Consider the following 23,677-nt stretch of genomic DNA (forward strand, 5'->3'; position numbering starts at 1 on the left):
CAGAAAAGGTTTAACAGAATGATTAAAAAAGTGCTTTTGAGTATGTTGGTCGCCAGCCCCTTGTTGCTGGCCGGTCAGGCAATGGCGAATCCGCAGCAGGAATTGAGTACTCGTCTAGGTAAAGTGAATGCATTTAGTGCTGACTTTACCCAGACCGTCGTGAGCCCGGAGGGTAGCCTGCTGGTGGAAGGTACCGGTGATGTATCCATCAAACGACCAAACCTATTCCGTTGGAACACAGAAACGCCAGATGAGAATATCTTGATCTCTGACGGTAAGACATTGTGGTACTACAGCCCGTTCATCGAGCAAGTGACAGCAATGTGGCTTAATGACGCAACGGATCAAACACCATTTGTATTGCTAACCCGCAATAGCGCTTCGGATTGGGCGAATTACAATGTGTCACAAACGGCTGATACCTTTACCCTGACCCCAAAAAGCGGTGCGTCCTCGATGGGGCAGTTTGTTGTGACCGTGGCCCTGTCGGGTGAGGTGCGTAGTTTCTCTGTCGTTGAACAAGATGGCCAGCGCAGTAACTTCAAACTGACCAAGTTCCAGAAGAAAACGCCAGCCTCGAGCCAGTTCACCTTTACCCCGCCGCAAGGGGTTGAGCTGGATGACCAGCGCAATTAAGCGAACGCGAATAGACTAGGTTATACACCTAGACGATAGCAAACAGTGAACCAGATTGACTTAGGTGGTACGGCAGTACCACCTAATTTTGTTTAAGGAGCGGTGATTTTGAGTAATTTCAGCCTGGATTTTTCGTCGGACTTTCGTCCGCTGGCAGCCAGAATGCGCCCACGAACCGTGCAGGAATACATTGGCCAGAAACATATTCTGGCTGAAGGCAAGCCCCTAAGGCGTGCGCTGGAAGCCGGGCACCTGCACTCGATGATTTTGTGGGGGCCGCCGGGGACCGGTAAAACCACACTGGCCGAGGTGGCTGCCCATTATGCCAATGCCGAAGTTGAGCGTGTATCGGCTGTGACATCGGGTGTTAAAGATATCCGCGCGGCTATCGATAAAGCCCGCGACAACAAGATGGCTGGCCGCCGGACAATCTTGTTCGTGGATGAGGTCCATCGCTTTAATAAAAGCCAGCAGGATGCCTTCTTGCCCCATATCGAAGATGGCACCGTGACCTTCATTGGCGCAACGACTGAAAACCCGTCCTTTGAACTTAATAACGCACTGTTGTCACGCGCCCGGGTCTACAAGCTTAAGTCTCTGGAGAACGAGGATATCCTCGACGTTATCGAGCAGGCTCTAGTCGACAAGGAGCGCGGCGTGTCGGAGAGCAATCTGATCTTTGTCGATGAAGTGAAAGAGCGCCTTGCCGAATTGGTTGGGGGCGATGCCCGCATGTCACTGAACTACCTTGAGCAGTTGATTGATATGGCGGATGAGGACGAGCAGGGCAACAAACAGATCACACTCGCGCTGTTGGCTGAAGTGGCGGGCGAGAAGATAGCCCGTTTCGATAACAAGGGCGATCTGTGGTATGACATGATTTCTGCCGTGCACAAGTCGATTCGCGGCTCTAGTCCGGATGGCGGCTTATACTGGTTTGCCCGAATGCTGCAGGCCGGGTGCGATCCCCTTTATGTTGCCCGTCGTCTGTTAGCGATAGCCTCGGAAGATATCGGCAATGCCGACCCGCGTGCAATGCAGGTAGCAGTCTCGGCCTGGGACTGTTTTACCCGGGTGGGGGCCTATGAGGGCGAACGCGCGATTGCCCAGGCGATCGTATACCTGGCGTGTGCGCCGAAAAGCAATGCGGTGTATACCGCCTTTAAGCAAGCCAAGTTGGATGCGGCTAATTATCCTGACTATGAAGTACCGCACCACTTGCGTAATGCACCGACCAAGTTGATGAAAGAGATGGGGTATGGTCAGGAGTACCGTTATGCCCATGATGAGCCGGGGGCTTATGCTGCAGGCGAGAGTTATTTTCCACAGGAGTTAGCTGGCACTCGCTACTATCAGCCGTCAAATCGGGGATTAGAGACCAAAATTTCTGAAAAGTTAGATTATCTTGCTTCTTTAGATGCAAAAAGCGCGTCAAAGCGCTATCAATAATAGGGCTTTTTGGGTATTGTTTAGGGATCCGCGTTAGGTTGCCTAACGCCTTCTGAATTAAAAATTATTTGGCCATCACTTTGGCTAAATAATGTGCACTTTAGAGCCATTTGAGCACAGGATTAGCATGCTAGATTCTAAATTACTTCGAACTGAGCTGGACGCAACAGCCGAAAAATTAGCGCGCCGTGGTTATACTCTTGATGTAGAGCTACTACGTTCCCTAGAAGAAAAACGTAAGTCACTTCAGGTCAAAACTGAAGAGCTTCAGGCACTGCGTAACTCCCGATCGAAGTCCATTGGTCAAGCGAAAGCGAAGGGCGATCACGAAGAAGCTGAGCGTATCCTGGCTGAAGTTGGCAACCTAGGCTCTGAGCTGGATGACGCGAAAAAAGCACTTGCTGCGCTTCAGGCTGAGCTAGATGCCATCGTACAAACGATCCCTAACCTGCCAGACGATTCTGTACCTGCAGGTAAAGATGAAAACGAAAACGTTGAAATCTCTCGCTGGGGCCAGCCACAGTCATACGACTTTGAAGTTAAAGACCACGTTGACCTAGGCGAAATGGCTGACGGCCTTGATTTCGCAAGCGCGGTTAAACTGTCTGGTGCACGTTTCATCGTGATGAAAGGCCAGTTTGCTCGCCTACACCGTGCGATTGCCCAGTTTATGCTGAACCTTCACACTGACGAGCACGGCTACACAGAGATGTACGTTCCGTACCTAGTGAACTCTGATAGCCTATTCGGTACTGGCCAGTTGCCTAAGTTCGGTGCCGATCTGTTTCACACTCAGCCACTGACTGAGAAAGTGAACGACGAAGAGCCTCGTACTCTTTCTTTGATCCCGACAGCAGAGGTTCCTGTAACCAACATGCTGCGTGACACGATTTCTGATGAAGCGGATCTGCCAGTCAAAATGACAGCGCACACACCTTGTTTCCGCTCAGAAGCCGGTTCTTACGGTCGTGATACTCGCGGTTTGATCCGTATGCACCAGTTCGACAAAGTTGAGCTAGTACAGATCACTCGTCCAGAAGATTCCATGGACGCGCTAGAAGAGCTAACAGGTCACGCTGAGAAAGTACTCCAGTTGCTTGAACTGCCGTACCGTAAGGTGATCCTGTGTACCGGTGACATGGGCTTCGGCGCTGTGAAGACCTACGACCTAGAAGTATGGGTTCCTGCACAGGAAACTTACCGTGAGATCTCTTCTTGTTCTAACTGCGGTGACTTCCAGGCTCGCCGTATGCAAGCGCGCTTCCGCCGTAAAGGTGAGAAGAAGCCTGAGCTAGTTCATACCCTGAACGGTTCTGGCCTAGCGGTTGGTCGTACTATGGTTGCTATCCTTGAGAACAATCAGGAAGCTGATGGTCGTATCCGTATTCCTGAGCTACTTCGCAAGTACATGAACAACGCGACTCACATCGGTTAATCTGTTACGCGGACGTTCAAGTCGAACATAACCAAAAACCCAGCCAATGGCTGGGTTTTTTTATAGCCATAGAAAAAGAGTATTGACAGAACGAGCTGCTTACAACACATAGGTTTGGTTTTTTATGCGTTAAATGTGATTAATTTGTCACTTGATGCTTGTGTCAGAATGGATATTCGATATAATCGCGTTATTGAGAAATTATGCACTTTTATTGAAAGTGTAATCATTCAGGAAGCAGTAGAATGACAGATATCCTTTTAGCGCAAAACAACTACAAGACCAGCCGGAATGTGCTGATGTTCGCCATTCCCTCGATACTGGGGTTGTTCTTTTTCTTAGCACCGTTGACTGTCAACGGTGACTTTACCTTCCCGCTAGCCCTTATGGCAAAAGGCTTCAAAGCGCTGCTCGGCGAAGCTATTCTTCCGGCGGTAACGGCGGTTATCTGTTTGTCTGCTTTTATTTCAGTATTGGCCAGTGTGGCAAAGCCTACTTTTGTGACTCAATCTCCGTTGCTAACTCGCCTGTTTGTCTTGAACCCAACGTGGTTAGTTATTCGCAGCTTAGGTGCGGTATTTACCTTGGTAGCCCTCCACCAGATCGGCCCTGAAATGCTGTGGAATGAAAATACCGGTGGGCTGGTACTGCATGATTTGCTGCCGTCGTTGTTTGTTACCTTCATCTTTGCCGGATTATTGCTGCCCCTATTGTTAAACTTCGGTCTGCTTGAGCTATTGGGTACACTACTTAGCAAGTTCATGCGCCCGGTATTCAGACTGCCTGGTCGTGCAGCGATTGACTGTATTTCATCTTGGCTCGGTGATGGTACGGTAGGGGTTATCCTGACCAGCAAGCAGTACGAGCAGAAAAAATACACCGCCCGTGAAGCGGCAGTGGTTGCCACTATGTTCTCGCCGGTCGGTATCTCGTTTTCGCTGGTGGTGCTGACTCAGGTGGGTTTGCAGAACTATTTTGTCCCTTTCTATGCAGCCATTTGCTTGTCTGGTGTGGTGGCTGCCATGGTGATTCAGTTCTTGCCACCGCTATCATACAAGAAAGACTTGTACATTGATGGCACCGCACCAAACCGTGATGATGAGTTGGTACCGGAAGGCCAATCGGCAATGAGCTTTGGTATGGATTTGGCTCTACAGAGAGCCAGCAAGGTCAAGAGCCTTGGCTCGGTCGCCAAAGAGGGGGTTCATAACGCGCTGGATATGGTGATTGGTGTACTGCCTGTGGTTATGGCTATCGGTACCTTGGGTCTGGTTGTGGCAGAAACCACACCATTATTCTCTGTGCTTGGTGCGCCATTTGTGCCGCTGCTAGAATTACTGAATGTGCCTGAAGCACAGGCCGCAGCACAAACAATGCTGGTGGGTTTCACCGATATGTATGTGCCGTCAATCATTGCCGCTTCGAGCATCGATGCAGCTATGACCAAGTTTGTTGTGGCCGCGCTGTCTGTTACCCAGCTGATCTTTATGTCAGAAACAGGCTCGGTGATCCTTAGCAGTAAGGTGCCAATTAACTTCTTAGAGTTGGTGGCAATCTTTGTCCTGCGTACGCTGGTAACATTGCCAATTATCGTCGCGATTGCCCATCTGATTTTCTAGTCAATTTATAACTTTACCTACTGCTCCTACCTTTCAATTGCCCGGTCTCAGTACCGGGCAATCATTTGAACCACCTTATTCTCTTCTCTTACTGCCAGCTCTGGCAGCTTAATCGATAGTTCATGACCGATATGGGCCAGTACCAAATCGAACAGGTGAAACAAGGTATCTGAGGCCTCCAACGAAAACTGATAAAGCTCATGCTTGACCCGCTCTTTATCATGGCGATTCAAGTCAATATTTTCGTATTGGCAAAATAGCTTATCAATAATGAGTGGGGGCACAGCAGGATCGTCAGGTAGGTGAAGCTGCGCCATTCTGCGTTTTAGGATTTGGCCATGAAGCCCCAACTCCCTTGCCATCACATCACTACCCATCTTGTAGTTCTCTATTGCGTAACGAAAACGGCTAAGACTGTCGATGGCATTGAGCATCAAAGGCCAAGTACCTTGATAGTCTTTAAATATGGCTTCCTTTTCAGAGTCGATAAGGCTCTGGGTTAAGGTATCGTCAATGAGGTACAACACATGACGAATCGCTTTTCCGTGGGTGGATTGATTACGCTGAACGGAATATTTGGGCCACTCATTCAAAATAGTATCGAGCTGTTTATTGAGAATGCGATACATCGGTTTATTGGTGGTTTCCGCTTGGTTGATCAGGCTCTGGGTCAAGGTCTTGATAGCAATGGACTCACTCAGGTTTTGAGTGATTAGTGGTGTACTTTTCAATGCCTGATGGGATTGGCGGCGATGGAAGCGCAGCAGGTGGATTAACTGACGTAGGCCGATGATTTGGTTGAAGCGGCTTTGCAAAATATCCCGCTGTTGTCGGGAGCGGATAGTGATAACGCCAAGCGCTATGCCAATAAGACAGAGGGTAAGAATAAAATAAAGCATGCAGTCTCCCTTCCAATCGCATAAGTCTGATTATGATAAGTAACATTGCAAGCATTATTCCATCGTGGAGCAGATGGTGGAAATATTTAACCTTTATTATTCAGGTGGTTACGTGTTGTTGTTGATTAGACCGTTATGGCGAGTGTGAAAATGGTGCAGGTGTGATTCGAAGTGGTGCAAAAAAGGCTCCCGAAGGGAGCCTTTGAATTAGGGGGAGAGCGATCTCATTGTCATTGCGTGACTACGAGTTAGAGATAGGGTGTAGGTGGACCTCTTCTTCTTTCTCGCCCGCATGCGGGTCGTTGAAGCGGTCGATATCCATTTCGCCTTCTGTTTTGGCTACGATACAAGTTACACAGCTATCGCCTGTAATATTAACAGCGGTACGGATCATATCTAGTAGACGGTCAACACCCATGATAAGCGCGATACCTTCAACCGGTAGGCCAACTTGGTTCAGTACCATAGCCAGCATGATAAGACCAACGCCCGGTACACCAGCAGTACCGATAGAAGCCAAGGTCGCGGTAACGATCACCGCCATGTAGTCGCCCATGGTTAGGTCGATGTTGAATGCCTGAGCAATGAATGCTGTCGCGACACCTTGCATGATTGCCGTACCATCCATGTTGATGGTGGCACCAAGCGGTACAGTGAATGAGGCGATACGGTTTTTAACGCCAAGACGCTTGGTTGCCGTTTCCATGGTCACTGGAATCGTTGCGTTTGAAGAAGCGGTTGAGAAGGCGAACATGATCGCGTCTTCCATTTTCTTCAAGAACACTTTCGGGCTTAGACCCGTGAAGATTTTAAACAGTGAACCGTAGACGACAAAGCCGTGCAGCAGCAGGGTCCCGGTTAGGACCAAGAAGTAACCAAGTAGGTTGAAGATAGCGTCCAGACCAAGGCCGGTGAATAGTTTTGCCATCAGGAAGAATACACCAAATGGGGCAATATTCATCAGCAGGGCAACCAGTTTCATGATCACTTCATTAAGGTCTGCAAAGATACCGGCAATGCGTTCACCCGGTTTACCCGCAGCACTGATAGCTACACCGAACAGAATCGCAAATACGATGATTTGCAGCGTGTTGCCTTGGGCCATCGAACTGATTGGGTTGGTCGGGAACATGTCGATAATGACCTGACCTAGTGATGGCGCTTCTTTGGAAGCAAATGTAGTCGCTGCAGAAAGGTCAGCACCAGCACCTGGCTTGAAGAGGTTACCCATAATCAAGGCGAGTGAAATAGCAATCGCAGTGGTGGTGAGGTAAAACGCCAGTGTCTTACCGCCTAAACGACCCAGTGTGCTGATGTCTTTGAGGGTACTGGTACCGCATACCAAAGAGACAAATACCAATGGCACCACTAGCATTTTCAAGCTCGCGATGAAAATAGCACCGCCAACCTCAAACAGGCCATTGACTAAATATTCGTGGACAAAAGATGATTCAGCAAAAAGCGAACGAATAATGAATCCTGTCAGAATGCCCAATACCATACCCAGAATGACTCGGCCGGTCAGGGACATTTTTTTCTTTTGTGCTTGCATGAATAAAACACTCCTTATAATTATTCACTCTGTAAATCTTTCATCAGAGCGCGGAGCAGGTTAACAGTAGTTCACGTGTTAAAGCGAAGTAAAATGCCGTGTAATAATCAAAGATATGTTTCAGATCACACTTTTTCTGACAGAACGATATTCTGAAAACATATTTATTAACTGAATTTTAACGTGCTCGGTGATTTCTGACCGTTTTTTGTTCTAATAAGTCGTTTTGAGCGACAGTACGTTAAGGTTTAGCCGAGTTTACCATTGATTTTAAGAGCCAGAAAAAGCACCCGTTAACATTCTATTTTGCAGGATTTCATGGCGTTATATACCTGCAGCGTACATTCTGTGACGGTAAGGTTAAAACTGCTGCCCGTTTATGGTGATAATGGTGAATGATGCTGGTTGGGTGGTCGTCCCTAGGTTTTAAATCCGATTGGTAGGGGGTGTGTATGTTTATCTTCCAGGGGGGCATTGATGGCATACCATTCTATGTATAACGGACCAGCACAATCTGATCGCAGGTGTGCTGGCCGTTTGTTTTAACTATTTGTTTATTATGATCATACTGTTGCGTTAACCGTGTCTTCCAGCAGCATATCAATACGGGAAATATAGTCGTGATACTCCGCAGTATTGTCTTTTGCGTAATGGAAGTTTCGGAAGTAACGAGTCATGGATGTAAAGTACTTACGTGCTTCAGCTTTGTCAGTGAAGTCGTAATTGGTACGAATGACATTAACGACTTTGCCGAAGATAAACTGCTGGCGTTCGAAGCTGCATGACGCGTCGACTTCATCAAAGGCATCTTGCTGCAGGTAAACCATATCGAGGAACAAGGCTTTTTGGTAAACCACGTAGTCCTCCAACGAGATACCTTCCTCACCCGTTACCTGCATCATTTGGCCAATACTGTCTCCGGTAGAGAGTAGCGCTTTCATCTCTTTAACCGTCGGCACCCACTCGGGGCCAAGATTATCTGCGTACCAACCTTCAAGCTGATCCAGATAGCGAGACCAGGAAATTAGCGGGTCGATAGCTGGATAGAAGCGCTTATAGGCACGTTCATAGGACAGGCCGAGGAAGGTCTTGACGGTACCCAGCGTCGATTGGGTTACTGGCTCTTCGAAGTTACCGCCAGCCGGGGAAACCGAGCCAATCATGGTCAGCGAGCCATCAGTGCCGTTTTCATTATCGACGACACCACAACGCTCGTAGACCCCCTTGATAGCCGAGTCCATATAAGCCGGGAAGCCTTCCTCACCGGGGATCTCTTCCAATCGGTTGGAGGTTTCGCGCATGGCCTGTGCCCAGCGGGACGTGGAGTCGGCCAGTAGCAGTACGTTATAGCCCATTTGGCGGTAATATTCACCCAGGGTTAAACCGGTATATATAGAGGCTTCACGGGCAGCAACCGGCATCGATGAGGTATTGCAGATGATCACGGTACGGTCGATCAGGGTACCGCCATGCTTGGGATCGGGGAGGTGAGGGAATTCCTCTATGGTTTCTACCACTTCCCCGGCGCGTTCACCACAGGCCACCACAATAACGATATCGGCGTCACAATAACGGGAGATCCCGTGCTGAAGGACGGTTTTACCTGAACCAAATGGTCCCGGTACACAGCCGGTTCCACCTCGGGCAATTGGGAAAAAGGTATCGATAGTTCGGGTGGTGGTGACCAACGGTTCGTTAGGGAATTTACGCTGGGTTTTGCCCCCGTTTTTCGTCAGGGTATTGGCGATGGACTGACGCACCGGCCATTTCTGTACCATGGTAAGATTGTGCTCTTTTCCACGGTTATCGGTGATGTGGGCAATAACTGTATCAATCGTAAAGCTACCTTCTTGGATCCAGGTGACCTCGACTTCCCCCTTAATATAGAAGGGCACCATAATTTGGTGGGTAAAGCGGCCTTCCTGAACGGTCCCCAGCGATTGGCCGGCGCGGAGCTTGTCGCCTTTTTTGGCGACGGCGGTGAAGGCCCAGGTATCGGCTTTATCTAGCGCATCAACCTGAACACCGCGTTTAAGGAATTTGCCATGGATTTGTGCCAGGCGCTCAAGCGGGTTCTGCAAACCATCATAGATTTGGGCCAAGATCCCCGGCCCTAAATCGACACTTAGCATTTCTCCGGTTTGGATAATACTGTCACCCACAGCAACACCGCGGGTATCTTCGTAAACTTGAATATCGGCAGAGTCGCCTCGCACGCGCAGCACTTCGGCCATTAGCAATTCATCAAGGCCCTCGGTTTGCTTGCGGCTAGGCAGCACATATACCACTTCGTTTTTGACTAACTGGCCTTTATCGCCATCGTTAAGGCGGATGGTCAGTGTGTCGCCAATGACTGCCGTAACGTGGGCAGTCGGCGTTTTATTGATTAATTCCGTGCTCATTGAACAACCTGTTTTCAAAATTAATGCGGTAGATCACTGGCAAAGTCACCCAGTGCATTTTCCACGAGTTGGTCGAATCGCTCGATGGCTATCTCACTGCTGTAAGTCGTCCAGCGAGAAACCAGGTTCCAGCGCAATAGGTAAATCACCACGGCTTCGAAGCTAAAGCGCTCTTTGGTGCTGATGCGATCAAGCTGCTCCCATACGGCTTCGAGCAAGGCTTTTTCAACCTCTAAGCTCTGGTCGTGTTCCATGTACCGAGCGACATCCGGTAGCCACGGGAAGGTGAAATGCAGATTAAAGTAGGGTGCACTCCAGTTACGGCGAATAAACTCGTAGCGTGTTCCAAAACTCCAGCGTGGTCCGGTGGGCGCTTTTTCACCGGCTTTTTTGCGCCGAAGTGCTGCAACCACACTGCGCATATCTAAACGCCAATCAATGAGGTCACGAAGCACTTGGCTTTTCACTTCACTGCGCGCCCGGGTAGCAAACTTGATCAGTTCAGCGTCATCGGCATCATTCTTGGTGCGATCCCAGTGCATGATTTGCTCAATCATGTTGAGGTGCTTGCGTTCATCAAATGACAGGGCACTTAACCGTCGCTCTAACTGGTAACGTGAAATCGGGGTGATTTTACTGTTAAACAGAGAGTCGATATGCGGCAGTGATGTCAACAGGCCATGATATGCTTTATCAGACATATACGTTCCTTGTTAAAGGAGAGGCAGGGCAAGCCTGCCTCTGTACTTATTTGACGATACCTTCCAACAACGCGCGGAAACGCGGTTGGAGGTGGTTAAGCATCATCTGGGTGACGGTGTCGTCTGACAGTGCTACTTCGATATCTTTATCTTTCAGGCGGAACACAACGGCATTTTTGTTATCTTCGTTGACATTGAAAGTAACTCCTTCACGAAGCATTTCAGCGGCTTGTGCTACGGCAAAGTGGATCAATGTCCCTTCCTTGAGCTCTTCAGGGTTGGCACTGAGATCGTTTACCCCCACCACTCGGGTTGGCAAGATAACCTCAACCGGTTCATCGGATTTGATGGCGTTGCGGCCAGCCACTTCGAGAATCATTTGCTGAAGTAGCTTTTCATCTGTCAATTGGGTGCCGACTGTTGCTTTGATCTGCTTGGCAAACTCATCTTGCAAGAAGGCTTTTAGCTCTAAAATGGCATTACGGTTGGCCATTTCAAAAGCTTGCTTGCCTGCTGTTGAGATGAAGTCTGCTTCTTTACGCGCATTACCCAGAATAAGACCTGCTTTGTCACGGGCTTCAGCGACAATGGTCGATGCCTCTTCACGCGCCTCGGCAATGATTTTATCTGCGGCTTCTTTACCGGCATCGACACCTTCTTGACGAAGGGTGTCGACCAGTTGCTTGATCCCTGTCGAAACAGGTGTTGCATTATGATTTTCTACTGGCATGGTCTGTTCCTTATGCGCCGATGTTGGCACCCATCACTAGCGCAAAGACGAAAGCAAATACTGAGAAGCCTTCTACAATGGCCGCTGGAGCGATAGACAGGCCGAAGACTTCAGGCTTGTTCTTCGACGCGTTGATTGCTGCAGAAACGGCTTGTCCTTGGTAGATAGCAGAGAAAAGCAAGGCAAAACCGGTCATCAGGCCGACGCCGAATAGGCCGCCTGCTGTCTCGGCGTTAACCCCAATCGCTGACAGGGAGAACATGATCACGATACCGTAGATAACCTGAGAGGAAGGCATCGCTGAAAGGCCAATGTATTTACCATAGCCAGACTCGACATCTAACATGGCGCCACATGCGGCCTGGCCAGCGATCGAACAGCCAATTGCTGAACCAATAGCACCCATAGCAACAGGAGCGAATGCGCCCAACCAACCAAGTGCAATAACAAATTGTTCCATGTTTTAATCCTCTTTCTTCCGAAAAGCTTTGAATGGGTATCCTTCATCGGATAAGCCCCAGTTAACAAATTCAATTACATTCAGACGCATACCGTGTACTACGCCGCTCATTACACAGAGCGCGAAGTTCAGGATATGGCCAAGCAGTAAGATCAGGCCGCCAAAGAGCACCCCAGAAACGGGTTGGGCTTCAACAACTTGACCTGCCAATGAGTTAAATGTCATCGCCAATGATGCACCGGACAAGCCCAGCGCAAATAAACGCATGTAGCTTAAGATGTCACCGAAGGCACTGGTGATGTTGTAAATCGCCTTGGCACCATCGAGAACGCGAAGGGCCAGATCTTTGCGGCTGTTGATTGGTCGGTCACTGCTGTAAACACAGACCAGACCGGCACCGCCTAGCATGAGTAGTCCGCCCAGACCTTTACCGAACCAGCTCCATATGGCACCGGTAACACCAAACCAGAGCAACATGCCACCGAACATCAAGGCCGCCCAGCCAAGTGGTGCAAATGCACGTTTTTGCGAGCGGTTGATGTAGGCGGTCATTGTGTTGGCAATGATCAGGTGCATGACACCAATAAAGACCGAAAGCCGCATCATGGCGCCATAATCGTTCATGTCGATGATGTGGAAAAAGTCCCAGAAACTGCCTTCGCTGGGTGCAATGCCAAAGTAGCTGCCGGCGAGTACCCCCCAGAAAATGCCCAGTCCAGACATGAACAGGCCCATATTCTTCAGTCGTTTGCCTTCTTCTGAGGCATCGAACTTGTCACGGAAGAATAGGATGATCAGGCCGAGAATGGCACTGTACATGGCATCATTCATGATCATGGCGAAGAACAATGAGAATGAATAGAACACCAGGTTGCCCGGATCCCATGCGCGGTAGTTAGGCGTTTGGAAAAAGCCCATGGCCTCAGCGCCACCACCGGTTAACTCGGAGTTTTCCAGTAGGGTCGGTGGCTGGTCATCGGCCCTGGGATCTTCAAACAGCACGGCGGAACCATAAACGTTGGCCAGCTCGATAACCGCATCTTGGGCATCGGCAGGCATCCAACCTTGGATCAGGAAAAATTCGCCCTCATCCTGTACCCCTGACGAGGCCAACAGCAGTTCGGCATGATCCTGACTCGCAGCCAGTGATTGGCTGAGCGGGTAAATCCAGCGGGTTAACGCCTCGCGTTCTGCCAGTAAATCCTCAAGGTGTTGCTCGGCAATCTCGAGATACTCTTCGACTTGGGAAAGGCTGCTTCCACCGATGTGCGATCGTTCGACAGGTAACAAGGCCGGATCGGGCTCAGACTCAGACACAATCACCACGTAGGCGTTTTTCTGATCACGGTGTACCTCTTGCCAAGGCAGATTGACCTCTGCCATGGCAGTAAGTTTTTTCAGTGGCAATAAGTAAAACCAGAATCGCAAATTATTGATTGTGCAGATATCTGGAAGCTCAAACTCCCCCCATGGGCGTAACAGTTGCAGGCGCTCTTTGAGTAAGTCACGCTTGTCTTGCTGCTGGCGGATATGCAGTTTGTTCTCGAGAATTTGTCCAACCAATTCATCGACATCAACCAGATCCTTGTCCCTGACTGGTCGGCGTCTGCGTTCAACGCGGCTCAACCATGCCAAGGCTTCGCTGGCGTCGGTGGGTTGCTGCATGGCGATAGCATGGTTGCTATCGCCATCACCCTCACTTAGCGGGATAAGGTGCATGCAGCCCAGAGCTTGCAGTGCCATCAGGATTTCATCCCGACGAGAGGCTTGGCCGCCAAGCGTTAAGCGTTTTAACTGTTTGATACTCATGATTGGCCTCCCTGCGTTTTCTCATGTTGCGCCAACACTTTTTGTTTCGATAGCTTGGCGTTCATCACCGCAGCACGCTCTTGATCTGAGAGGTAGATACCAATCCGCTTGATACTATCTTGGGTATCAGGGATCAGGACCTTCGAGAACAAGTTTACGCGCTGGCTGGTAATACGCGTGGCGTCACTGATTAATTCGTAGCGCTGCTGGCACACGGCCAGTTCGACACGCAGGCGAACCATTTCTTTCAGTTGACGTACCACATTATCGACCCAGTGTGGGCGGGCGAGATAACTGTACGGGGTCACTGCGACATCGACCGATTCGATAATCGGGACCCGGCAGCCAACAATATTCTGGGTGGCAAGCTTAACGTTGGTGACCTTGACCAGGTTGTTGACGTTAATTTCTTTGCAAGCAAGCATGGGAATGGCTTCCTCAACCTGTGCACGCAATTCGGCGACACGCTGTTTGGCTTGCTCCAAGGCTTGCTCGGCTTTCTTCCGCTCCAGCATCAATTGTTGACGTTTCAGTTCCAACGCAGGCAGGTAGCGGTTATAGGTTTTCAAACTCCGCTTTTGTTTGTTCAGCGAGCTTTTGTTAAGTGCTACCTTTGCCATGTGTTAACCCTCTGTAGTTTCTGCTTCCAGATCCAACTGCTCTGGGAAAGGCCAGTACATTTCCAGCAAGCTGTCTTTGATCAGGGTTTCTTCCGGGTCAAAACACTCAGCAAGGATCTTCCAGCTGAAATCCAAGGCATCTTCCAAGCTCATATCGACATCCAGTGTCATGAAGTTGTCTTTGAAGTACTTGCCAAATTTCAGGGTTTTTTTATCGTACTCTGACAGTTCAAATGCCATCGCTTGCTTCTGCTGGGCTTCCACAGAATCGGAGTAGAAACGGATCATCACACTCATGATGGCGCTGTGATCTTCACGGGTTTCTTTACCTACCACCATCTGCTTAAGACGGGACAGGGAGCCGAATGGATCCAGTACACCCTCATGAAGGTAGAACTGACCCTCGGTGATATAGCCGGTGTTATCCGGTACTGGGTGTGTAACGTCGTTACCCGGCATAGTGGTCACTGCCAGTAGCGTGACAGAGCCTGCGCCCTTGTAGTCACACGCTTTTTCGTATCGCTTGGCAAGCTGCGAGTACAGATCACCCATATAACCACGGTTGGCTGGGATCTTGTCCATCGCGACACCAATTTCCTTCATTGCATCGGCGTAGGACGTCATGTCGGTCAGAAGCACCAGTACCTTCTTGCTCTCATCGACAGCGAAATGCTCGGCGACTGATAGTGCCATGTCCGGTGCCAGCAAACGTTCAACGGTGGGATCCGAGGCTTGGTTGACGAACATGACGGTACGTGATGACACACCCGCTTCTTCAAATTGGGTTTTGAAAAAATGGTAGTCATCATAAATCAGGCCCATACCAGCAAATACCACCACATCGGCTTCGGCCTGAATGGCGATACGGGCAAGGAATTTGTTGTAAGGTTCACCGGCGACCGAGAAAATCGGAATTTTCTGTGATTCAACTAAGGTGTTGAAAACATCGATCATCGGGACATTGGTCCGCACCATACGGGAGGCGAGTGTTCGACGAACCGGGTTAACCGAGGGGCCATCGATTTCGACCTTGGGATCGGTCTCCAGCTCTGGGCCGTGGTCAATCGGTTGTCCGGCGCCGTCAAAGATGCGGCCAAGGATGTTGGGTGAGTAGGTGACCTGCATCGGTTGGTCAAGGAAGCAAACGGCGGCGTTGGTTGATAGACCCTTACAGCCAGCAAAGACCTGAAGGGACACTTCTTCATTGTCGATTTTGATGATCTGAGCAAGCGAGTAGTTTTCACCGTTTTGCTCAATCATTGCAAGATCGCCGTACTTTGCCTTTGAATTGCTTGAGGAGAGGTTGGGTACTTCTACCCGGATCAAATCACCAACAATGCTGAGTATGTTGGTGTAACGTAATAGACTCTGTGGCATCACAATACCTTGATAACTGCCTGGGGGATGAGTGTTTAAATGATTTGGGTTCACTAACCCATGCTCATTCTTCGACCCGCTTTTGAATTGCTTGCCCATCCAAGGCAAGGATTAATCTAAAGCACAGCTCCTAAGGTTATGCGTATGTAGCCCATTTGGTATCAATGTGTTGTTTCAGTTGGTGTCTAATTGTAACAAATGATTTCCGTCACATCGGGAAATGCGAGTGTATTTATCGGATTTACCATGGGTGTTGTTTGTGGTGATGGTCGGTGAAGAATAGGGGGTTTTTATAACACAATGATTTTATAGGTTTATTTTTGTATTGCGAGATGGGGGGAAAAGATTACAATCTTGCTTTTATTTTATTTCTGCGACCGCCTTGGCAACTTTCAAAATTGGAAAATAAGATATCATCATTATTATCTCTTTTAACATATGTAAAAAATGTTAATGACTGGTGGGCTGTAAAAAAGTCATTTTGGGTGAATTTTTGAACAAATTGCCAGTGGGACAGGCAAAAAAAACCAGCCCACTTGGACTGGTTTCTATTCGCTGTGTCCGTTAAGACTGCGTCTTACATGACGCGCATGCCTGGTTGGGCACCTTCATGCGGTTCCAAGATCCACAGATCTTTACCACCCGGGCCTGCGGCGAGGATCATGCCTTCAGACATACCGAACTTCATCTTGCGCGGCTTCAGGTTAGCCACCATGACCGTGTGCTTGCCAACTAGCTCTTCTGGCGTGTAAGCCGACTTGATACCAGAGAATACCTGACGGGTTTCACCGCCAATATCTAGCTGAAACTTAAGTAGTTTGTTTGCTTTAGGTACGGCTTCACAAGAGATAATTTTGGCAATACGCATATCGACTTTAGCGAAGTCATCGAACTCGATTTCGTCTGCAATCGGATCTTTGCTCAGTTCAGTCTCGGTTTTCGCGGCTTCCGCTTTCTCTTTTGCTGCCATTTCAGCGGCTGCATCTTCTTTTGAAGATTCAACCATGGCTTCAACTTTCTTAGCATCAATACGGTTGAACAGCGCCTTGAACTTAGTTACTTCGTGGCCAGTCAGTGGCTGGGCAATACCTTCCCAAGTCAGTGTCTCATTCAGGAAGCCTTCTGTACGTTCAGCTAGCTGAGGCATAACAGGTTTCAGGTAAGCCATCAGAACGCGGAACAGGTTGATACCGACAGAGCAGATTTCCTGTAGTTCCTGATCTTTGCCTTCTTGCTTGGCTACAACCCAAGGTGCTTTTTCGTCAACGTACTGGTTGGCTTTGTCAGCCAGCGCAGTGATTTCACGGATAGCACGGCTAAACTCACGGGTTTCGTATAGCTCAGCAATACGATCTGCTGCGGCAACGAACTCTGCGTATAGCTCAGGCTCGGCGAAGTTGTCAGACAGCTTGCCGTCGAAACGCTTGGCGATGAAACCGGCGTTACGCGATGCTAGGTTAACAATCTTGTTCACCACATCGCTGTTAACGCGCTGGGTGAAATCTTCAAGGTTAAGATCCAAGTCATCAATACGGCTGTTCAGCTTCGCTGCGTAGTAGTAGCGTAGGCATTCTGGGTCTAGGTGCTCTAGGTAAGTACCTGCTTTGATGAAGGTACCTTTAGACTTAGACATCTTCGCGCCGTTTACTGTTACGTAGCCGTGGACGAATACGTTGTCAGGCTTACGGAAACCGGCACCTTCCAGCATGGCTGGCCAGAATAGGCTGTGGAAGTAAACAATGTCTTTACCGATGAAGTGGTAAAGCTCTGTAGTGCTGTCTTTTTTCCAGAACTCGTCAAAGTTTAGATCGTCACGCTTATCACACAGGTTCTTGAATGAGCCCATGTAACCGATAGGTGCGTCTAGCCATACGTAGAAGTATTTGCCAGTTTCGCCTGGGATCTCAAAGCCGAAGTAAGGCGCGTCACGTGAGATATCCCACTGCTGAAGGCCAGACTCAAACCATTCCTGCATCTTATTGGCAGTTTCATCCTGAAGGGCACCAGACTTGGTCCATGATTTCAGCATGTCTTCGAACTGAGGCAGGTCGAAGAAGAAGTGCTCAGAATCTTTCATCACTGGTGTGGCGCCAGATACAGCAGATTTCGGGTTGATCAACTCTGTTGGGCTGTAGGTTTCGCCACAGTTGTCACAGTTGTCACCGTACTGATCGTCGGACTTACACTTAGGACAGGTACCTTTTACGAAACGATCCGGCAGGAACATTTCCTTCTCAGGGTCAAACAGCTGAGAAATCGTACGGTTGGTGATGTAGCCATTGTCTTTCAACTGGGTGTAGACGAACGACGCCAGCTCACGGTTCTCTTCTGAGTGTGTGCTGTGGTAGTTGTCGAAGCTGATATCGAAGCCAGCAAAGTCAGCCTGGTGCTCTTTGCTCACTTCGGCAATCATCTGCTCAGGATCCATACCCATCTGCTGGGCCTTAAGCATGATTGGAGTACCGTGTGCATCGTCTGCACAGATGAAATGAACTTCGTTGCCGCGAAGGCGCTGATAGCGCACCCAAATATCCGCTTGCACATGCTCAAGCATGTGGCCTAAGTGGATAGAACCGTTAGCGTACGGTAGGGCGCAGGTCACCAGAATTTTTCTTGGATTTGCAGCCATAATGTCTTATTTCGCTCATGATGGGTAATAAAAACGTAGCTGTAAATACTACCTGATGGATAGCACCTTGCCTAGGAGGATCTGCTGTAAATCACGGTAAAATGGAGCGCTATATAGGCATCGGTGTTAGGATGTAGACAAACAATAAATGTGGAGCGCTAAAAGATCATGAGCCGTGACTCAATTACCCGTTTTGAAAGCGTGGCAGATATTTGCCGTTGGTTGAACCAGTTTGAACACCCTTGGCTGCATGATGAATGGGCCGAGACGACGAATGTGGTATCGGTGTCGGCTGACGGCAAAATTTCGGTAACCTTTCCGTTTGCTGCTAGCCAAGTGGCTGAACTTTTAGCGCAGTGGATCATCACCCAGCAACAGCTCCACCATATTGCCAGCGACATCAAATTTGACATCGGATGCCGTATCGCCCCGTTGGCCTCAGGTGACAAACAGCCACTGAATGGGGTGAAGAATATTATCGTGGTCAGCTCTGCCAAAGGTGGGGTAGGTAAATCAACGACATCCGTTAACCTAGCTCTGGGGCTACAGGCCCAAGGGGCCAAGGTAGGCTTGCTGGATGCTGATATCTATGGTCCGTCGGTACCGATGATGCTGGGGACGGTGGAGGAAAAGCCGCAGTCACCGGATGGCAAGATGATGATGCCAATTGAGTCCTGCGGTTTGTTTACTAACTCGGTGGGTTATTTGGTGCCGGCAGACAGTGCGACAATTTGGCGTGGCCCAATGGCATCGAAGGCTTTATCCCAGATCATCGCCGAAACCTGGTGGCCGGATCTGGACTACTTGGTGATTGATATGCCACCAGGTACCGGTGATATCCAATTGACATTGGCCCAGCAAATTCCTGTGACCGGGGCGATTGTCGTAACAACCCCGCAAGACTTGGCGTTGGCTGATGCCATAAAGGGCGTCAGTATGTTTAATAAGGTCGACGTACCGGTGCTGGGTCTGGTTGAGAACATGAGTTACCACATTTGTAGTAATTGTGGCCATCACGAGCCGATCTTCGGTACCGGCGGTGCTGAACGCATGGCACAGGAATATGCCATACCGCTTTTGGCCCAACTGCCTTTGCATATCAAAATCCGTGAAGACATCGATAACGGTAAGCCGACGGTGGCGGCATCACCGGATTCAGAGCAAGCTCAGGCATATATTCAGCTGGCTGGTTCTGTTGCTAGCCGTCTGTATTGGCAAGGTACGCCGGTGGCTGAACAGATCACAATTCGTACAATGTAAACCATTGCTTTTGTCAAAGCTGCAGAGTTTCTGAGCAAACGTGGCCGATGCCGCTTTTTTACTGGCATCTGCCCTTACATCTGCCTATAATCATGCGGTTTATTTATGCCTATTTAAGCCATTTCCCAACACAGTGAGTGATGGGTAATGGTCTGTTTATTACGGTTTGTCCACTACGCCACGTTGTTTTACAGGTGCATTCTGATATGTCTGAACACTCTCACCAATGCGTTATTATCGGTATTGCAGGTGCCTCTGCATCCGGTAAAAGTCTGATTGCCAGCACAGTTTATAAAGAGCTAAAAGAAAAAGTAGGCGATCATCAGATCGGTGTTATTACGGAAGATTGCTATTACAACGATCAAAGCCACCTAAGCATGGATGAAAGGGTAAAGACCAACTACGACCACCCAAATGCCTTGGATCACGACCTACTTTGTGATCACCTTGAGCAGTTGATCCGCGGTGAAGCGGTGGAAGTTCCTCAGTACAGTTACAGCGAACATACGCGTATGACTGAAACCACCACGCTGACACCTAAAAAGGTGATCATTCTGGAAGGTATCCTGCTGCTGACGGACCCACGCCTACGTGACATTATGCACGCAAGTGTCTTCATGGACACGCCGCTTGATATCTGTCTGCTTCGCCGTCTACAGCGCGACGTGGCTGAGCGTGACCGCACGATGGAATCTGTGCTTCAACAGTACCAGAAAACAGTACGCCCGATGTTCATGCAGTTCATTGAGCCGTCCAAGCAATACGCAGACATTATTGTTCCTCGCGGCGGTAAGAACCGTATCGCGATCGACGTACTGAAGGCACACATTGCCAAGTTGCTACGTGCTTAACGTTTCGTTCTGACAATGGATTATCAATAGGCAGCCTTACGCTGCCTATTTTTTTACCTGAAAAAAACATAGCGGCTGGGTGTTGGGTATAGACTTCAATCACTTGAAGTCGTTGGACTATATGCCACAATGGGGTCAGATAACTTTGGCGCTAGGCTCGTTTGATGAGCATGGATGGAAAGATGGGGATGTAATGAAAAAAATAATAATGGCTTTGCTCGCTGTTGCGGTGGTTGCCGTTGTCGGTATCGCCGCCTTGGTGGCGTTGATTGACCCGAACCAGTTCAAACCAATGATTGCCGAGCAGGTAAAAAAAGCGACCGGGCGTGATCTCGTGATTGAAGGCGATATTAGCTGGCGCTTTTTCCCGAGTATCGGATTTGATATCGGCAAGACAGAATTCAAAAACCCGCAAGGGTTTGCCGAGCCGAATCTGGCCCAGTTCGATCAAGCTGAACTGTCAGTGTCGGTGATGCCGCTATTTTCCCAGCAGCTAGAAATTGGCAATGTCAGTTTGCTCGGCGGGCGGGTCTTTATCCAGACTCTCGAAAACGGGGTCAGTAACCTTGATGGTTTATCAGGTCAGGAAGCTACCGAGTCCGCTGAAGAGCCGGCCAAAGCGCCGGCAGAGCCACCTGTAAGTGAACCCACAACGGCAGCTGAACAGCAAGCGTGGCAGATCAGCTTGGCTGGGGTTGAAATCAGCAATGCCAGTGCGCTTATCCTTGATGATAAAGCGGGTAGTAAAACGGAAATCGATCGACTTGATTTTACGTTGGACCAATTTGCCCCAGGCGAATGGACGACAGCCCAGTTCAATATCGCAGGCAGCGCCGCAGAGCTGAGCTTCAGTGCCGAGGGACAAACGAAGCTACTGATTGCCGAGCAATTAGATGGTGCCGAGATTAAAGCGCTATCGTTAACAGCAAGTGCCAAAGATGTGGTTAATGATATCCGCAATGCTACTATTTCGCTTGATCGCTTTAAGCTAGGTGACTGGTCAACGATTGAGTTCGCTATTGACGGTGAAATACCTGATCTGAGTTTTACTACTCAAGGCTCTACGCAGTTGATGGTTGATGAGGCGATCAAGCTCGTTAGCTTGAAAGGTGCCAAGCTGAATGCCGAGCTTAAAGGGGCCGGCTTGCCACGTCCTGAAATGACGGTTGGATTAGAAGCTGATGCGAAATACAACCTGGAGAAAGGACTGGCTGAATTAGCGACCTTGAAAGCCGCCGTTGATGAGTTGGCGTTGAAGGGGAGTGCCTCTTTTCAATCGGCTGATATTCCGGTGATCCGCTTTGATTTGTCGTCTGACAAGATTGATTTGGATGCATTTCTTGGCACGGCAGAAGGGAAGTCGACTGCATCACAGGAAAGCGGAGAAGCAGGCTCTTCTGAGGTGGGGAGCCCAGATACAGCGGGTGGTAAAGCAAAGAACCAAGAGCCTGATCTTAGCGCGCTTAAGACTCTCGATTTGGCTGGTAAAGTGGCTATTGATCAATTCAAAGCTGCCAATGCGCACATGAGTAACGTGAAGCTGGCGCTGAGTGTGAAAAATGGTGTTCTCGATCTTAGTGGGTTAGATGCCAACCTTTATCAGGGCAGTATCCATGCTACGGCGAGGATTGATGCCAATGGTCAACTACCGACCTACAAGGCGACTAAGCAGATCAAAGGTGTACAGATCCAACCCTTGCTGGTGGATGTAGCACAAAATGATACCTTGGCGGGTACCGGTGATATCTCGGTGAATGTATCGGGTACTGGGCTTGCCGAGAAGCGTATGCGTGAAAATATTGCTGGTACGATAGACATCCGTTTCGCCGATGGGGCTATTTATGGTGTCAATATACCGGAAATGATCCGAGAAGCTCGTGCGACACTTAAAGGCCAGAAAGCAGAATACGTTAAGGAAGAGAAGAAAACCGATTTTTCGGCGATGACTGCAACCATCAAACTGGCTAAAGGTGTTGCTTCAACCAGCAATCTTGATATCGACTCACCACTGATTCGTATCAATGGTAACGGCTCGACCAGCTTGGTCAATGAAACCATCGACTTTGCAGTGAATACCTCCGTGGTTGCCACCAGTAAAGGGCAGGGGGGTAAAGAGATTGATGAGGTCGCTGATCTTACCGTGCCGATTGATGTCAAAGGCAACTGGAGTGAGCCTGCGTTCTCGCTCAATATTGCCCAGCTGCTCAAGCAAAACAATGAGCTGGAGCAAAAGGCACAGCGCGAAGTCGAGCGCGGACTGGAGAAGTTGTTGGGTGATAAGGCCAAGGACGACAATATCAAGAAGGCAGCGGATAAGCTGCTGAAGGGTCTGTTTAATTAACACTTAATGTCGCAGGTGATAATGTGACTAAGAAGGAGAGCAGCTGCTCTCCTTCTTTCATTTATAGGCAAGTTAGACGGCACCTAGCTGCTGGAGCAAGCCCATTTGATCCCACTGCTCCCACCGTTCAACAACCTGGCCATCAACGGCTAGGTGCAAATCTGGAAAAGCCAGTAATAACCCACTGACCAACTCTTTGAATTCTGTTACTGATAGATTAGGACTTGGTTACTGTTAATGACATAGCCTTTTCTCAATAAAGAATGTCACCAGAAAAGATAGACCAGTTTGAACAGAAAACCCTACCTAATAGTCGAAGACCAAGCTAAACGCACTGCTGCCTCTAGCTTGGTGCTATTCAGGTGTTTACTTTCGCGATTACGCTAGCTGCTTATTCTTTTTCGAGGACTTCTGGTTTTCTAGAATATCCTGGAAGGCTTTCAATAAATCAATGGCCGACAGCATACCGACCAGTTGTCCTGTTTTGTCCAGCACCGGTGCGGCCCCAACATGAAAATCTAATACGGTGCCGATGGCTTTGGTGAGCGTATCGTAGGTTCTTACATGCACGATATCCCGGATCATGACATCGCTGATATGCCATTCGTCCGTTAGATGGTATTCATGGCCGATCTCTGGGGATTCATCAACCCAGCCCGGACGGCGTAATTCTCTGTCACTTACGATACCGACGAGCGTTCCTTCATCATTCACGACGGGTAAGTGACGGATATTTTCATCGCGCATCAAGAAGAAGGCTTCTCTCAGCCCTGTATCAGGTGAGGTAGTGATGACTTTACGGGTCATGTATTCAGAGACTTTTGTTGGCATTGCATCTTCCTTTTATTCAAAGTTGATGGGTGTTGCCTGAATTACCGTAGCGAATATTGCGCGCTTGATCTGCGAG

At 49.2% G+C, this 23,677-nt stretch carries 18 protein-coding genes; 7 read left to right on the forward strand and 11 right to left on the reverse strand.

Features of this window, described 5'->3' with window-relative positions:
- Positions 1-21: 21 nt before the first annotated feature.
- The 4 genes from lolA (at position 22) to C9I99_RS14170 (ending at position 5,139) form a co-directional block, all read left to right on the forward strand.
- Complete coding sequence (gene lolA, locus C9I99_RS14155) at positions 22-636, forward strand: outer membrane lipoprotein periplasmic chaperone LolA (RefSeq protein ID WP_420849242.1); 615 nt, start codon at positions 22-24, stop codon at positions 634-636.
- A 108-nt stretch (positions 637-744) separates the two neighbouring features.
- Positions 745-2,085, forward strand: coding sequence for a replication-associated recombination protein A (locus C9I99_RS14160; protein WP_107349637.1), 1,341 nt, complete (start codon positions 745-747; stop codon positions 2,083-2,085).
- Positions 2,086-2,212: 127 nt separating this feature from the next.
- Complete coding sequence (serS, locus tag C9I99_RS14165; RefSeq protein WP_107349535.1) at positions 2,213-3,520, forward strand: serine--tRNA ligase; 1,308 nt, start codon at positions 2,213-2,215, stop codon at positions 3,518-3,520.
- Positions 3,521-3,765: 245 nt separating this feature from the next.
- Entirely contained in the window at positions 3,766-5,139 is a 1,374-nt protein-coding gene (locus C9I99_RS14170; RefSeq protein WP_107349536.1) for a YjiH family protein, read from the forward strand.
- 47 nt (positions 5,140-5,186) lie between these two features.
- On the opposite strand, the gene C9I99_RS14175 is transcribed toward C9I99_RS14170, so the two are convergent.
- From C9I99_RS14175 to metG, 10 genes are all read right to left on the reverse strand, one after another.
- The gene (locus tag C9I99_RS14175) at positions 5,187-6,038 is read right to left on the reverse strand and encodes a hypothetical protein (protein ID WP_107349537.1); all 852 of its coding nucleotides are present in this window, start codon (positions 6,036-6,038) and stop codon (positions 5,187-5,189) included.
- 241 nt (positions 6,039-6,279) lie between these two features.
- Complete coding sequence (locus C9I99_RS14180) at positions 6,280-7,590, reverse strand: dicarboxylate/amino acid:cation symporter (RefSeq protein ID WP_107349538.1); 1,311 nt, start codon at positions 7,588-7,590, stop codon at positions 6,280-6,282.
- Positions 7,591-8,153: 563 nt separating this feature from the next.
- On the reverse strand, positions 8,154-9,992 hold the full coding sequence (locus C9I99_RS14185; protein ID WP_107349539.1) for a V-type ATP synthase subunit A: 1,839 nt from the start codon (positions 9,990-9,992) through the stop codon (positions 8,154-8,156).
- 20 nt (positions 9,993-10,012) lie between these two features.
- The gene (locus C9I99_RS14190; RefSeq protein WP_107349540.1) at positions 10,013-10,693 is read right to left on the reverse strand and encodes a DUF2764 family protein; all 681 of its coding nucleotides are present in this window, start codon (positions 10,691-10,693) and stop codon (positions 10,013-10,015) included.
- 46 nt (positions 10,694-10,739) lie between these two features.
- A complete protein-coding gene (locus tag C9I99_RS14195) occupies positions 10,740-11,423 on the reverse strand; it encodes a hypothetical protein (protein ID WP_107349541.1) in 684 nt (227 codons plus the stop codon).
- 10 nt (positions 11,424-11,433) lie between these two features.
- A complete protein-coding gene (locus tag C9I99_RS14200) occupies positions 11,434-11,883 on the reverse strand; it encodes an ATP synthase subunit C (RefSeq protein WP_107349542.1) in 450 nt (149 codons plus the stop codon).
- A 3-nt stretch (positions 11,884-11,886) separates the two neighbouring features.
- Positions 11,887-13,692 carry a V-type ATP synthase subunit I gene (locus tag C9I99_RS14205; protein ID WP_107349543.1) on the reverse strand — a complete coding sequence of 602 codons (1,806 nt, stop codon included), beginning with the start codon at positions 13,690-13,692 and terminating at the stop codon, positions 11,887-11,889.
- Positions 13,689-14,312, reverse strand: coding sequence for a V-type ATP synthase subunit D (locus C9I99_RS14210; RefSeq protein ID WP_107349544.1), 624 nt, complete (start codon positions 14,310-14,312; stop codon positions 13,689-13,691). Before C9I99_RS14210 ends, C9I99_RS14205 begins: the two co-directional genes overlap by 4 nt.
- Positions 14,313-14,315: 3 nt before the next feature.
- Entirely contained in the window at positions 14,316-15,689 is a 1,374-nt protein-coding gene (locus C9I99_RS14215; RefSeq protein ID WP_107349638.1) for a V-type ATP synthase subunit B, read from the reverse strand.
- Positions 15,690-16,266: 577 nt separating this feature from the next.
- Positions 16,267-18,318 carry a methionine--tRNA ligase gene (gene metG, locus C9I99_RS14220; RefSeq protein ID WP_107349545.1) on the reverse strand — a complete coding sequence of 684 codons (2,052 nt, stop codon included), beginning with the start codon at positions 18,316-18,318 and terminating at the stop codon, positions 16,267-16,269.
- Positions 18,319-18,486: 168 nt separating this feature from the next.
- Here metG and apbC point away from each other — a divergent pair, with 168 nt between their 5' ends.
- From apbC to C9I99_RS14235, 3 genes are all read left to right on the forward strand, one after another.
- A complete protein-coding gene (apbC, locus tag C9I99_RS14225; RefSeq protein WP_107349546.1) occupies positions 18,487-19,578 on the forward strand; it encodes an iron-sulfur cluster carrier protein ApbC in 1,092 nt (363 codons plus the stop codon).
- Between the two features lie 206 nt (positions 19,579-19,784).
- Positions 19,785-20,429, forward strand: coding sequence for a uridine kinase (gene udk, locus C9I99_RS14230; protein WP_107349547.1), 645 nt, complete (start codon positions 19,785-19,787; stop codon positions 20,427-20,429).
- A gap of 193 nt (positions 20,430-20,622) precedes the next feature.
- Positions 20,623-22,770 (forward strand): AsmA family protein, encoded by a 2,148-nt coding sequence (locus C9I99_RS14235; RefSeq protein ID WP_107349639.1) that lies wholly within the window; start codon positions 20,623-20,625, stop codon positions 22,768-22,770.
- Positions 22,771-23,148: 378 nt separating this feature from the next.
- Here C9I99_RS14235 and C9I99_RS14240 read toward each other — a convergent pair whose 3' ends face one another.
- Positions 23,149-23,601 (reverse strand): CBS domain-containing protein, encoded by a 453-nt coding sequence (locus C9I99_RS14240; RefSeq protein ID WP_107349548.1) that lies wholly within the window; start codon positions 23,599-23,601, stop codon positions 23,149-23,151.
- Between the last annotated feature and the right edge of the window lie 76 nt (positions 23,602-23,677).

Origin of the sequence: Photobacterium lutimaris (assembly GCF_003025555.1) — a bacterium.
Taxonomy (GTDB): domain Bacteria; phylum Pseudomonadota; class Gammaproteobacteria; order Enterobacterales; family Vibrionaceae; genus Photobacterium; species Photobacterium lutimaris.